We start from the raw sequence: 13,165 nt of genomic DNA, 5'->3' as shown, positions 1-13,165 counted from the left end.
CCCGGGCTCCAGCTCCAACTCTTCAGCCGACTCGCGGCTGACCATCGCCACCACCCGGAACGGTCCGGCCTGGATCTCCACCTGAGCCGACACGTCGCCGAGGATCACATCGGTGACGATGCCGGAGAACCGGTTGCGGGCCGAGGAGCCGGTGGACTCCCGCTCCGCCCGGTGCAGTTGCCGGGCGTAGGCCGCGAGGGCAGGCCCGGGGATGATCCGGCGGCCCAGCTCGTCGCGTTCGGCGGTCAGTTTCCCGCCGTCGACCAGGCGCCTCACGGTGTCGGCGCTGACGCCGAGTAAGGCGGCCGCATCTCCGATCCGGTAGGTGTGCATGCGCTTGAGCATACTGCCGCAGATGCGAGGGGAAAGTCTTCTGTAGCTTCGCATGAGCTGAATCCTGCATCTCAGGGCATGGCATATGCGTTTGTACATGCAGGGTGTCCGGGTACGGTCATCCGGGAGGTGGTAGCCCGTGAGTCAGTCCCTCGCAGCTGCCGGTACGGCCACCGGGCAGGTGGCGGAAGTCGTCCTCACCGGTGATCTGGCCCGGCCGGCCCGGTTGACGGTGCCCGACCTTCTCGCCTGGCCTCAACGCCGGGCCGAGGTCGCGTTCGAGTGCGCCACGAGCGGCATCCAGCACCACTGCTTCACCGGACCGCTCCTGCACGACGTCCTCGTGGACGCCGGTCCCGCCTTCGACCCCGGCCGCCGCAAGGACCGACTGCGCTTCCTGATCGCCGTGCGCGGCGCGGACGGCCACCACGCGGTGCTGTCCTGGGCGGAGATCGATCCGGACTTCGGCCGTGCCCCCGTCCTGCTCGGGGTCACCCTCGACGACACCCCGCTCGACCGTGTCGGCCCACAACTGGTGCTGCCCCAGGACCGCTGCGGGGCCCGGCACATCAGCGGCATCGACGCGATACGGGTGGACGGCTGCTACCCCGCGACGAACGGAGCCTGGTGAGCGGGGCACAGGCCGCCCACGTGCTGGTCCTGGAGCATGCGCCGCAGGAGGGCCCGTACGCTCTTGCCTCGGCGTTGGAGGCCGCTGGGCTGCCGGTGCGGGTGTGCCGGACGTGGGCGGGGGAGGAGGTGCCGGACACGCTCGCCGATGCGGTCGCCCTGGTGGTGATGGGCGGGCCGATGGTGGCGTACGAGGACTTTCCCGGCCGCGCGGCGGAGCCGGCGCTGCTGCGGGCGGCGCTGGAGGCCGAGGTACCGGTACTCGGCGTGTGTCTGGGTGCGCAGCTCCTGGCGTCGGCGGCGGGCGGAACAGTCCGTGCCGGCGACGGCGCTCAGATCGGCTGGGGCGAGGTCCGGGTCTCCCCGGCCGCGCACACCGACCCGCTCTTCGCCGAGGCACCCGAACGGCTCCACGCCCTGCACTGGCACTCCGACACCGTAGAACTGCCGTCCGGGGCCACCTTGCTGGCCTCCTGTGACCGCTACCCGGTCCAGGCGTTCCGGGACTGCACCCGGGACAACGCGCGCTTGACGTGGGCCGCGGCAGCGGCCGGGCCCTGTCGGCGCGACGTGCCTCGGTGGGTGACCAGGGCGTCGTCCTCGGCGCGGATTTCACCCTGGCGATGCTGACAGCCACCGCGCGCGAAGGACGCGCCGCCCTCGCACGTCTGCTGCTGGCCGACGCCTGCCGACTGCCGTTGCCGGCCGGCGCGGTGCACGGCGTCTTCAGCGCAGCACTGGTCAACCACGTCCCCGACCCCGCCACGGCACTGCGCGAGTGGGCCAGGGTGACGGCACCCGACGGCGTCCTCCTCACCCGACTGGCGGCCCGGAGAAGCAGCACCGTTGATCCTGCTGTCTCCATAGCGGTTGCGTTTCCGATCTTGAGCGGTGCCCGCCGACCGAGAGTCTGGATCGGGTGATCGCAGTAGGCGCCCGGCATGGGAACAGGGCCGCTAGGTATGCCAGAAGGCGTCTTGGCCGAACGAACTGTCCAGGAGGCCCCGCGCTGCCGCAGTTGTGCGCTACGGCCCCCGTGCGGGCCGGGACACCGAGTCGGGCACGGGCGTGATCGACTCCCAGTCGGTCAAGGCGGACGCCGTCGTCGGGTCCGACGGACGCCCCTTCGACGGTGCCAAGTGATCAACGGGCTCAAGCGGCACGTCGCTGTCGACACGTTCGGCCTGCTGCCGGCGCTGATGGCCGGGTACTGCTTCACGTGCTTGGACGGCCAGAGGGGCGTCCTGCAAGTTCAAGGTCGAATGGCCGTCGTATGTAGCATCTGCCATCCCATCCTGTGCGATTCGCCCGTAGCTGCGCTTCTGGCGGGCTGTTAATGTCCGCGTCTGCGAGCCGCGTTGAGTGTCGACTCGTACGGGTTCCGTCTCCCGCCGTCGAAGGCTCCCCAGCCGCCCTTGGACCCGTGACGGTCGCGCCCCCGAAGCGGTCGGTGCTTCTCCTGCACGGCATTTCTCCGCGCTGCCCTGCCCCGTGCGCAGCGCTGCAATCAGAGAGGAAGAGTCCGATGAAGACCACATTCCTGCCACGCCTGGTGGCCGGCAAGGCGCTGGTGATAGGCGCCCTTCTGGCCCTGGCTGTGCCCGGGGTCGCGTATGCCAACACCGTGAGCGTGACCGTGAAGACCCCTGGCGCCACCCTCGGCCCCGCCAGCACCTTCTCCGAGATCTCGACCCACGCGGACTGCAGCAGCGGTCTCGTCTCCGGTGGTGGCATCGACCAGGCCATCGGCACCGGTACGTCGTCCAACGGCAATCACGTGAACGGCACCGAGCCCAGCTCTGACGGCTCCACCGAGTACACCGGCACCGCTGGTGTCGTCGGTACCGACAACACCCACTGGCTCGGCATCGGCGGCAGCGGCGGCGCGGTGAACAGCTCGTTCTCCTCCACCCCGTACGCCGTGTGCTTCACCAGCAACCTGATCAACCACACCCAGACCGTCATGAACAAGGCCGCCGGGCCGACCAACTCGGCGGCGCCGCTCGCGGTCACGGCGACCTGCCCGGCCAACACCGCGCTGCTCGGCGGCGGCGCCCGGACCACCCCGGCCGATGTCGGCAGCCTCAAGCCGATTGCCAGCTTCCCCACGTTCAACAACTCCGCGCACGACTTCGGCCTGAAGGCCGCGGCCGACGGAGAGGCCAACCCCGACTCCTGGACGGCGGTCGGCTACAACGGCGGCGGTGGCGGCGCCACCAACACCACGTACGTGTACGCGATCTGCAGCGGCAGCGGCATCAACGTCAGCGGTGTCACCGTGAAGGTCCACTACAGCGAGGTGAGCGGCCCGACCTCGGCCACTACGGGCCAGACCGCGACCGTGGGCTGCGGCACCGACGGCAAACTGGTCAGCGGCGGCGCGGCCATCAGCGGCGGCAGTGTCACGACCACCGACTTCACCGGCCCGGGCTCGGGCGGCGATCACCTCAACGGCAGCTTCCCCAGCGACAACAGCGGCAATCCCGTCAGCGACGGGACCACCACTGCCGCGTACTGGACCGCCTACACCCACACCGGCGGAGCCAGCTCCGCCAACACCTACTCGGACGTCTGGGCGCTCTGCGCCAACGACGGCGTCTAGTCCACTGGTTGGTCCCGCTCCGCAGGCGGGCTCGGCCCGCCTGCGGAGCACCCGTCCCCCCATCTCAGCTGCCCACAGGGCCGGAGAAACAGTGTCAACACCCATGAACGACAGCAGCCCGACCTCCCGTCGAACCGTATTCAGATCCAGGATGATGACGGTGGCCGGCACCACCGGCCTCGTCGCCGCCACGATCGTGCCCCTCACCGCGGCCGCCGGCGCGGCGAGCGCGGCCGAGCCCTGCGGCACCAGCGGCGTCTTCACCACCTCCCGGCAGCCCACGTGCACCTACAACTCCGTGGGCACGGACACCTTCACCGTCCCGGACGGCGTGACCGCGGTCGACGTCGACCTGTTCGGCGGCGAGGGCGGCAGCGCGGCAGGCTACATCGACCCGCACCCGGCGATCTCCGGCGCGCCCGGCGGTCTCGGCGGCGAGACCCGTGCCACCCTGCCGGTGACCCCGGGCCAGACCCTCCAGCTCACCACCGGCGCGGCCGGCATCCCCGGTTCGTCCCGGCACGGTGAGTTCGCCCGTCCCGGCGGCACCGGCCACGGGCGCGGCGGTGGCGGCGCGCACGGTGGCGGCGGTTCGGGCGGCGGCGGCTCGGACGTACGGGTCGGTGCCTTCGGCGGCTCCGACCGCGTCCTGGTGGCCGGCGGCGGCGGTGGCGCAGGCAACGGCGGCCCGAAGCTGCAGGGCGGCGCCGGCGGCGGTCTCGTCGGCCAGGACGGTGGCCAGAGCAACGGCCCGCTGGGCTCCGGCCTGGCCGGTGGCGGCGCCACCCAGACCGCGTCAGGTCACGGCAACCCCAACACCCTGAACGGCGGCCCCGGCACCCCGGGCATCGACCTCGACCCGATCACCAGCGAGCCCAATCCCGGCAGCGGTGGCACCGGCGGCAACGGCGGTGGCGGCGGCCCCGGCGGTGGTGGCGGCGGTGGCGGCTGGCACGGCGGTGGCGGCGGCTCCGGCGGCGGCAACCCGGGCTACTTCCCGGGCGCGGGCGGTGGAGGCGGCAGCAGCTACGCGGATCCGTCGGCGACGAACGTCGCGCTCCTCCAGGGCGTCAACCACGGCAACGGAAAGGCGGTCGTCACGTTCCGGTACGGGACGTCGGTCACGCTCAGCGCGGACACAGCCACCCCGCTGTTCGGCCACGCCGTCGGCGTGACGGCCACCGTGGCCTCGGCCAACCCGGGCGCGGGCACCCCGACCGGCTCGGTCACCTTCTCGGACGGGACGACCACGCTGGCGACCGTACCGCTCAAGGGCGGAAGGGCGACCTTCACAACCAGCAAGTTCCAGCCCGGGACGCACACAATCACCGCCACCTACGGCGGCGACCCCACCTTCACAGCCGGCGCCACGGTCGCGGCCACTGACCTCACCACCGGCTTCAGCCAGCCGTGCATCACGGACCACGACGGCCCGCTGACCGTGGCCGCCGACCAGTCGCTGTGCATCGCCCCCGGCACTACGCAGAACGGCCCGGTGGAGGTGCAGCCCGGCGGAGCGCTGGCAGTGTCGGGTGCACATATCAACGGCCCGGTGGTCTCGGACGGCGCCCTCGCCGTCACCATCTGCCACTCGACCCTCGACGGGAAGGTAACCCTCGGAGGCACCAGCGGCTTCGTGCTGCTGGGCGACGGTGAGGGGACGGACTGCGCGGGGAGCGCCTTCAAGGCCCCGTTGACCCTGGACGGCAACACCGGCGGCCTGGAGGTTTCGTCCAACACGATGTCGGCGCCGGTGAGGATCAACGACAACAGCGGTAGCGGCCTGCTGTCCGAGGACCTCGTCCCGGAGTTCGAGGGCAACCAGGTCGAGGCGCCCCTGCGCTGCACGGGCAACTCACCCAGCCTGCAGCAGTCGGGTAACACCGTGAACGGGCCGCACACCGGCCAGTGCAAGTGAGCTGAGCACGGAGCCCTGACCGGCCGATCCCGCCGGACAGGGCATCGCGCTCAATTCATCAAACGACGTACAGCGGAGATCCCCACCAAGCGCGTGCCCGCCCATGACGCAAGACCGTGCGGGGTGTCGGCGTCGGAGCCTGACTAGAGTTCGCTCTGTGCCGTCGTACAGCATTGGGCAGGCCGCGAGGCTGCTGGGCGTGAGTTCGGAGACCGTCCGGAGGTGGGCGGATTCCGGACGGCTGCGCATGGACCGGGAAGGGCTGAGGAACCGCGCGATCGACGGAGTGAGCCTTGCCGCGTTCGCGAAGGAACGGGCAGCGGGTACGCACCCGTTGCGGGAAGGGCCCGCGGTCACATCCGTACGCAACGCGTTCTCCGGGATCGTGACCCGCGTGACGCTCGACGACGTCGCCGCACAGGTCGAGGTCCAGTCGGGACCCCACCGCATCGTCTCGCTCGTGACGCGGGAGTCCGTCGAGGAACTCGGCATCGAGGTGGGTGCCAGGGTCACGGCGCGCGTGAAGTCCACCGACGTGCACATCGACGCTCCTTGAGCCGGCGCTCGCCTGCCGGTGACTCACCGACACAGGAGTGCGGCGTGCAGGTCGAGTTTGTGGTCGAGGCGGGAGAGGTCCCGCCCGGTGAGTGCCTGCACGCGTTCGATGCGGTAGTGGACCGTGTTGATGTGCACGTGCAGGGCTTTTGCGGTGCGGGCCCAGGAGCAGTTGTGGGCGAAGAAGACCTCCAGGGTCTCCAGAAGAGTCTGGTGGGAGGCCGTCCCGCTGCGGGCGAGCGGGCCGAGTGTCGTGCCGCTGAAGGCTGTTCGCACGTCCGTGGGGATGCCTGCCAGGAGTGATTCCAGGGAGGCGAGTCCTTCGATCATGGCCACGCGGCCGGTCGTCGGGGAGCCGTGCCGCGCGGCCGCGAGGGCGTAGCGCGCTTGGGTGAGGGCGGCGTGGAGTCCGGAGGGCTCCGCGGCGGGGCTGCTGACCCCGGCGTACAGCGGAGTCTCCGGTCGGCAGCCGTTGAGCAGGGACCAGGGCTCGTCGAGCCGGAGGGTGTCCTCGCCTCTCACGCGTACGACAGCGACGGCTTCGGCATCCGTCGTCGTGCCCGCAGCGAAGACCGTCGCGGTGAGGTGCTCGAGCGCCTCTCTGAGCGCTTCCGCGGCGCCCCTGTCCGCGTGCCGCCCACCGGTGCTCGTGACCACGACCCGCCAGGGTCCCTCGGCGAGCGGCCCGCAGGACTCGAGCGCGTCCGCCAGCACTCCGGCGCCGGCGTCGCCCAGGTCGACGAGGGAGATCAGCTCCTGCCCGGTCCGGCGCCGGGCCGCGCACTGGCGGTGGTGATGGTGACGGTACTGGCCGATCACCTCGGCTATCTCGTGCAGCGCTCGGGGAGGCGCTCCGCCCACCTGGGGCACATGGAGATACCAGGCGTCGTACGGGGTGGTCTCCGCCTGGACGCGCAGCGTCTCTCCGGTGAGGCTGCGCAGGCTCTCCACCGCCCTCGCCGCCGACAGTTGGGGGGCCGAAGCGGTGCGGGCGATCGTGCGGCCGGTGCTGGTGAGCACGTAGCACGGCGGCGCACCGAACGGAGCGAGCGCACGACCCAGGAGTGTGTCGGCGTCGGTGCCCTGATCGACGAGGCGGCCGAGGTCGCTGCGTACGTTATCGGGCAGGGCGAAGTGGTCGGCGGGGCGGCGGCTGAGGTCGCCCCACTGGCGCCGGTACACGGCTTCTGTGATGGCCCGGAAGCTGGTGTGCGCCGGCACGGCCAGGAGCGCGATGCCGTGGGCTCGACATGCGTCGACGATGTCGCCGGGGACACTGCCGTGGGTCTCCTCGCCGGCGAGCAGTGCCGTGGCGCCGGCCTGTGCCAGTGCCGAGACGAATCGCTCGGTCCTGGCCCGGCCGTCCGCCTCTTTCCACCAGACCAGGCCACTGAGCACGATCTCGCCGGGCTGGACGAAACGTGCGGGGTCCTCCAGGTCGGTCGCGGTCACTCCGCTGATCGCCTGGCCAAGCAGGTTCTCGCCACCCCAGAGGTGGGTGAGATCGAGCCCCTCGATCTGGAGAAGGTCTCCGACGTGCATGGTGCTGACTCCTTGCGCGGCCACCGGTGGTGACGTCGACTTCTCACACCCACCAGGTGGACATGGGCCGGGCCATCGTAAATGCAAGGGTAAGGAAGGAGAATGCCTCTTGGATGATTCACCAGGACATTGCCGGTCCGGCTGGAGATTTCCCGTGCGGCGGACCAGTCGTTTTCGGCCTCCGGCGCGGCTTCACTGAGCAGGCAAGCAGTGGCCGACGGAGGTGGGGACATGGATCTGAACACGGTGCTCGACATACGTGACGCAAGCCGTCACGAGCCCTGGCGACCGGGCGACGCCTGGCTCGGCGGCGGCACGTACCTCTTCTCGGAGCCGCAGCCGCATCTGCGCCGGCTGATCGATCTGAGCCGGATGGGCTGGGAGCCGGTCCAGATCCTGCCCGACGGTTCGCTGGAGATCGCGGCCACCTGCACGATCGCGCAGCTGTCCCGGTTCGGGCGGACACTCGACGCTCAGGCCGCGCCGCTCATCGAGCAGTGCTGCCGGGCCTTCCTCGCCTCGTTCAAGATCTGGAACATGGCGACCGTCGGCGGGAACCTCTGCAACGGCCTGCCCGCCGGACCGATGATCTCCCTCACCGCCGCCCTCGACGGCGAGTGCCTGCTCCAGGCCCAGGACGGCGCGCACCGGCGGGTGAAGGTGGCCGACTTCGTCACCGGAGCCGGGCGCAAGGACCTCGCCGAGGGCGAGATGCTGCGCTCGGTCACGATTCCCGCCCGCTCGCTGCGCTGCCGTACCGCCTTCATGCAGGTGTCGCTCTACGGCCTCGGGCGCTCCGCCGCCCTCGTCATCGGGACGCTGGACCCGGCGGACGGATCATTCGCCGTGACCATCACGGCCGCGACCACCCGGCCGTTCCGTCTCTGGTTCGCCCTGCCGCCGGACCGGGCCGAACTGCGCACGGCAATCACTACGGCGGTGGGTGACGGTGACTGGTTCGACGACATCCACGGGCTGCCCGAGTGGCGGCGGCACATGGCCTTCCACCTCGCCGAGCAGGTCCGTCGGGAACTCACCCTGGACGGTGCGCGATGAGCTTCCACGTCCAGGTCAACGACCAGCCCTTCGACGCCGAGCCCCGCGCCGGGCAGTGTCTGCGCACGTACCTGCGCGAGCGCGGCTGGTTCGGGGTGAAGAAGGGATGCGACGCCGGGGACTGCGGGGCCTGCACCGTCCATGTGGACGGCGAGCCGGTGCACAGCTGCCTCTATCCCGCCGTTCGCGCCGAGGGCCGGTCGGTCACCACCGTTGAGGGCCTGGCCGCGAAGGACGGCGAACTCCACCCGGTGCAGCAGAAGTTCTTGGACGCCCAGGGCTTCCAGTGCGGATTCTGCACCGCCGGGTTCCTGATGACCACGGCCGCCCTCGAGGCGGAGCGGGGCACCGCCCACGACGACGGCAAGCTCGACGACCTGCCGCGCGCCTTCAAGGGCAACCTCTGCCGCTGCACGGGATACCGCGCCATCGCGGACGCCGTCCGTGGCGTCAAGCACACCGAACGACCCTGCGCCGGCAGAGCAGTCGGCAAGAGCCTCGGCGCCCCGGCCGGACCCCAGGTCGTGACGGGCACCGCCCGCTACACCTTCGACGTCGACGTGCCAGGGCTGCTGCACATGAAACTGCTGCGATCCCCGCACCCGCACGCCCGCATCCTCGCCATCGACACCTCCGCCGCCCTGCGAGTCCCCGGCGTGCACGCCGCCCTCACCCACGAGGACGCCCCCGCCACGCTCTACTCCAGCGCCCGGCACGAACACCCCACCGAGGACCCCGACGACACCCGCGTCCTGGACGACGTCGTCCGCTTCGTCGGCCAGCGCGTGGCCGCCGTCGTCGCGGACAGCGAGCAGGCCGCTGAGGAGGGCTGCCGGCGGATCGAGGTGACGTACGAGCAACTCCCTTATGTCACCGATCCCGAGGAAGCCATGCGCTCCGGTGCACCCGTCATCCACGCCGACAAGGGCCCACAGCAGAGGATCGCCCGCGTCGAGAACAACGTGGCCGGTGAGATCCACGGCGAGATCGGCTCCGTGGACGACGGATTCGCCGAAGCAGCGGTCGTCTACGAGGAGACCTTCCGGACCCAGCGCGTGCAGCACGCCAGCCTCGAAACCCACGGCTGTGTCGCCTACTTCGAGCCGAAGGAGGACGGCAGCGGGGAGCGGCTGACGGTGCGCTCCAGCACGCAGACCCCGTTCCTGACCCGCCGTGCGCTGTGCGCCCTCTACGACCTCGCCGAGGACGAGGTCCGGGTCGTCGCGGGCCGGGTGGGCGGCGGTTTCGGCGGCAAGCAGGAGATGCTGACCGAGGACATCGCCGTCCTGGCCGCACTCAGACTGCGCCGCCCGGTCAAGCTCGAATACACCCGCGCCGAGCAGTTCTACGGCGCGACCACCCGCCACCCGTTCACCATCCGCATCAAGCTCGGCGCCCGTGCCGACGGCACGCTCACCGCGATCCAGATGCGGGTGGTCTCCAACACCGGCGCCTACGGGAACCACGGCCCCGGTGTCATGTTCCACAGCGTCGGCGAATCCTTCGCCGTCTACCGCGCCCCGCACAAGAAGGTCGACGCCTACGCCGTCTACACCAACACCGTCCCCTCAGGAGCCTTCCGGGGCTACGGACTGGGCCAGGTCACCTTCGCCGTCGAGTCCGCCATGGACGAGGTCGCCCGACGCCTGGGCATGGACCCACTGGCCTTCCGGGAGAAGAACATCATCGGCCCCGGCGACCACATGATCACCCCGATCGGCCACGACGAGGACCTGTACATCGCCTCGTACGGCCTCGACCAGTGCCTGAGCATCGTCCGCGACGCCATCGCGCAGGACCGCAGCACCGAAGAGGTGCCGGAGGGCTGGCTCACCGGTCAGGGCGCCGCCATGGCGATGATCGCCACCGCCCCGCCGAACGGACACTACGCGGACGCCACCGTCACCCTCCTTGCCGACGGCACGTACGACCTCGCCGTCGGCACCGCCGAGTTCGGCAACGGCACCACCACGGTCCACAAGCAGATCACCGCGGGCGCCCTCCACACCACCGTGGACCGGATCGCCGTCCGCCAGTCCGACACCGACGTCGTCCGCCATGACACCGGCGCCTTCGGCTCCGCCGGCACCGTCGTGGCGGGCAAGGCGGTGATGCTCGCCGCCGACGCCCTGGCCGGACGACTGAAGACCTTCGCAGCCCGCTATACCGGAGTGCCCCGCCACCTGTGCACGCTCGACGCGGAGGCGGTCGACTGCGCGGGCCGCCAGGTCACGCTGAAGGAGTTGTACGAGGCAGCACACGTGCAGGGAACGCAGGCCGAACTCACCGCGGACGGCTACTGGGGCGGCAGCCCGCGCTCCGTGGCCTTCAACGCCCAATGGTTCCGCATCGCCGTCGACCCTCAGACGGGCGAGATGAGGATCCTGCGCAGTGTGCACGCCGCCGACGCGGGAAAAGTCATGAACCCCCTGCAGTGCCGCGGCCAGGTCGAAGGGGGAGTCGCCCAGGCACTCGGTGCGACGCTCTTCGAGACCGTACGGCTCGACGAGCGCGGCAAGGTGACGACGGCGGCCTTCCGCCAGTACCGCCTCCCGCAGTACGCCGACATGCCGCGCACCGAGGTCCACTTCATGAAGACGTCCGACTCGACCGGCCCGCTCGGAGCCAAGTCGATGAGTGAAAGCCCCTTCAACCCGGTGGCGCCCGCCTTCGCCAACGCCCTGTACGACGCCACCGGCATCCGCTTCACCGAAATGCCCGTGACCCGCGACCGCGTCTGGCTGGCGATCAACCAGCAGAAGGCACGACGGGGCGATTCCTCACCCTGACCCCGATCTTCATCGATCACTTGGCCCCGCACCCGATCGAGAGCCGGATCGGCGTGGGGAAGCCCTACCGCACCGGCCAGTCACACCATCCCACTCGACCCCTCCACACATCCCTGATTCCTCGAATCCCCCAGTGAAGGAGACCACCATGCTGGACATCGCCGAAGAACTCGACCGGTGGGCCCGACAGGGACGTGAATTCGCCGTCGCCACGGTCGTGGCCACGAACGGAAGCTCGCCCCGGCAGCCCGGTGCGGCCCTCGCCGTCGACAGTGACGGCAGGGCCATCGGTTCGGTCTCCGGCGGATGTGTGGAGGGCGCCGTCTACGAACTGTGCCGGCAGGCCCTGGCCGACGGCGAGAACACCCTGGAGAGCTTCGGCTACAGCGACGAGGACGCCTTCACCGTCGGTCTGACCTGCGGCGGTGTCATCGACATACTCGTCACGCCGGTCCTGCCCGACTCGCCCGCCCGCGCGGTGATCGCCGCGGCCTGCGCCGCCGCCGCACAGGGGTCGGCGGCGGCCCTGGTCCGCGTCACCGAAGGGCCGCCCGAACTGCTCGGCCGCGCCCTCCTGGTACACCCCGACGGCAGGTACGAGGGCGGGCTCGGCGGTTACCCCGACCTGGACCGGAGGGCAGCCGGCGAGGCCCACGCCATGTTGGACGCGGGCCGGACCGGAGGCGTCGTCATCGGCGAGGACGGCTCGCGCTGCGGGCAGCCGCTGACGCTCCTCGTCGAGTCCAGCGTCCCCGCCCCCCGCCTGATCGTTTTCGGGGCGATCGACTTCGCCTCGGCGCTCGTCAGGGTCGGGAAGTTCCTCGGCTACCACGTGACCGTGTGCGACGCCCGCCCGGTCTTCGCGACGAAGGAACGCTTCCCCGAAGCGGACGAGGTCGTCGTCGCCTGGCCGCACCGCTACCTGGAGGCGACGCAGCTCGACTCGCGGGCGGTGCTCTGCGTCCTCACCCACGACGCCAAGTTCGACGTACCCCTGCTGGAGAGGGCGCTCAAGCTGCCCGTGGCCTACATCGGCGCGATGGGTTCGCGCCGCACATACCTGCAACGCAACGAGCGGCTGAGGGAGGCCGGCGTCACAGAACTGGAACTGGCCCGCCTGCGGTCGCCCATCGGACTCGATCTCGGCGCGCGGACACCGGAGGAGACGGCGCTGTCGATCACGGCGGAGATCGTGGCCGCCCGGCGCGGCGGCTCCGGTGTGTCACTGCGAGGAGCCCACACACCGATCCACCACGACGGGGCGACGGGCCCCGCACGAAGGATCGGCGAGGTCGCCTAGAAGTCGCTTTCACCTGTATTGACGTACGGCGGTGGCATGGGATCCGGCGAACGCGGCCACGTAAGCGGCGATGGCAGTGCTGTTCACCGGCGACGGGCGCTTCGAGCCAATTCGCTCGGACGAGCGGGCTGACGTGGCTGCAAGCTGGTGCAGACGAGAACAGGTCTGCTGGACGAAATCGACCACGTTCCGAGGTGGGTCGGCCGATGGTGGTGACGGCGAAACCGGCGGCAGTGATGGCGGTCCAGGTGCCGCGGCCGGTGTGGAACTGCCCAGCAGCCGTGCGTTGTGGTCGGCCCAGCGTCGATGCAGGTGATTTCGATCGATGTGAATCGGTTCGGCCGGGCCGACCTCCGTCGGCGCGGCAGGCCCGACCCGCTTGATGCCGAGAACGCGACCCGGGCGGTGCTAAGCGGGCGGGGGTGCGCCCACCGTTGCGT

General features: G+C 70.7%; 12 protein-coding genes. 10 read left to right on the top strand and 2 right to left on the bottom strand.

Annotated features, from left to right (window positions below; all coding sequences use genetic code 11):
* Window positions 1-333, bottom strand: a 333-nt coding sequence (locus tag JK359_RS38075) for a TOBE domain-containing protein (protein WP_201844252.1), incomplete at its 3' end; no start/stop codon positions are given.
* 139 nt (window positions 334-472) lie between these two features.
* On the opposite strand from JK359_RS38075, the gene JK359_RS38070 reads away from it, so the two are divergent.
* The 7 genes from JK359_RS38070 (at window position 473) to JK359_RS38050 (ending at window position 6,039) form a co-directional block, all read left to right on the top strand.
* Window positions 473-964 carry a molybdopterin-binding protein gene (locus JK359_RS38070; RefSeq protein WP_201844250.1) on the top strand — a complete coding sequence of 164 codons (492 nt, stop codon included), beginning with the start codon at window positions 473-475 and terminating at the stop codon, window positions 962-964.
* On the top strand, window positions 961-1,593 hold the full coding sequence (locus JK359_RS39730) for a type 1 glutamine amidotransferase (RefSeq protein ID WP_307788466.1): 633 nt from the start codon (window positions 961-963) through the stop codon (window positions 1,591-1,593). The genes JK359_RS38070 and JK359_RS39730 overlap by 4 nt, the downstream gene beginning before the upstream one ends.
* On the top strand, window positions 1,497-1,886 hold the full coding sequence (locus JK359_RS39725; RefSeq protein WP_307788464.1) for a class I SAM-dependent methyltransferase: 390 nt from the start codon (window positions 1,497-1,499) through the stop codon (window positions 1,884-1,886). Before JK359_RS39730 ends, JK359_RS39725 begins: the two co-directional genes overlap by 97 nt.
* A gap of 97 nt (window positions 1,887-1,983) precedes the next feature.
* The gene (locus JK359_RS40060) at window positions 1,984-2,106 is read left to right on the top strand and encodes a hypothetical protein (protein ID WP_269139088.1); all 123 of its coding nucleotides are present in this window, start codon (window positions 1,984-1,986) and stop codon (window positions 2,104-2,106) included.
* Window positions 2,107-2,488: 382 nt separating this feature from the next.
* Window positions 2,489-3,565, top strand: a complete 1,077-nt coding sequence (locus JK359_RS38060; RefSeq protein WP_201844248.1) for a hypothetical protein — start codon at window positions 2,489-2,491, stop codon at window positions 3,563-3,565.
* A gap of 160 nt (window positions 3,566-3,725) precedes the next feature.
* Window positions 3,726-5,483 (top strand): Ig-like domain-containing protein, encoded by a 1,758-nt coding sequence (locus JK359_RS40055; protein ID WP_201844246.1) that lies wholly within the window; start codon window positions 3,726-3,728, stop codon window positions 5,481-5,483.
* A gap of 157 nt (window positions 5,484-5,640) precedes the next feature.
* The gene (locus tag JK359_RS38050; RefSeq protein ID WP_201844244.1) at window positions 5,641-6,039 is read left to right on the top strand and encodes a TOBE domain-containing protein; all 399 of its coding nucleotides are present in this window, start codon (window positions 5,641-5,643) and stop codon (window positions 6,037-6,039) included.
* A gap of 23 nt (window positions 6,040-6,062) precedes the next feature.
* On the opposite strand, the gene JK359_RS38045 is transcribed toward JK359_RS38050, so the two are convergent.
* Window positions 6,063-7,580: a PucR family transcriptional regulator gene (locus tag JK359_RS38045; protein WP_201844242.1), complete on the bottom strand. Its 1,518-nt coding sequence runs from the start codon at window positions 7,578-7,580 to the stop codon at window positions 6,063-6,065.
* A 231-nt stretch (window positions 7,581-7,811) separates the two neighbouring features.
* On the opposite strand from JK359_RS38045, the gene JK359_RS38040 reads away from it, so the two are divergent.
* The 3 genes from JK359_RS38040 to JK359_RS38030 all read left to right on the top strand — a co-directional run bounded on the left by JK359_RS38040 (window position 7,812) and on the right by JK359_RS38030 (window position 12,725).
* Window positions 7,812-8,636 carry an FAD binding domain-containing protein gene (locus tag JK359_RS38040; protein ID WP_201844240.1) on the top strand — a complete coding sequence of 275 codons (825 nt, stop codon included), beginning with the start codon at window positions 7,812-7,814 and terminating at the stop codon, window positions 8,634-8,636.
* Entirely contained in the window at window positions 8,633-11,425 is a 2,793-nt protein-coding gene (locus tag JK359_RS38035; protein ID WP_201844238.1) for a molybdopterin-dependent oxidoreductase, read from the top strand. Before JK359_RS38040 ends, JK359_RS38035 begins: the two co-directional genes overlap by 4 nt.
* 148 nt (window positions 11,426-11,573) lie before the next feature.
* Window positions 11,574-12,725 carry an XdhC family protein gene (locus JK359_RS38030; protein WP_201844236.1) on the top strand — a complete coding sequence of 384 codons (1,152 nt, stop codon included), beginning with the start codon at window positions 11,574-11,576 and terminating at the stop codon, window positions 12,723-12,725.
* Window positions 12,726-13,165 lie beyond the last annotated feature (440 nt).

Origin of the sequence: Streptomyces actinomycinicus (genome assembly GCF_016741775.1) — a bacterium.
GTDB lineage: Bacteria > Actinomycetota > Actinomycetes > Streptomycetales > Streptomycetaceae > Streptomyces > Streptomyces actinomycinicus.
Note: the sequence above shows the minus strand (reverse complement) of the source record. Positions and strands in the feature narration are given on the sequence as shown.

Coding starts and splice junctions, on each gene's coding strand:
- JK359_RS38060 (WP_201844248.1), top strand. CDS start 2,489: ATGAAGACCACATTCCTGCCACGCCTGGTGGCCGGCAAGGCGCTGGTG.
- JK359_RS38045 (WP_201844242.1), bottom strand. CDS start 7,580: ATGCACGTCGGAGACCTTCTCCAGATCGAGGGGCTCGATCTCACCCAC.
- JK359_RS38040 (WP_201844240.1), top strand. CDS start 7,812: ATGGATCTGAACACGGTGCTCGACATACGTGACGCAAGCCGTCACGAG.
- JK359_RS38035 (WP_201844238.1), top strand. CDS start 8,633: ATGAGCTTCCACGTCCAGGTCAACGACCAGCCCTTCGACGCCGAGCCC.
- JK359_RS38030 (WP_201844236.1), top strand. CDS start 11,574: ATGCTGGACATCGCCGAAGAACTCGACCGGTGGGCCCGACAGGGACGT.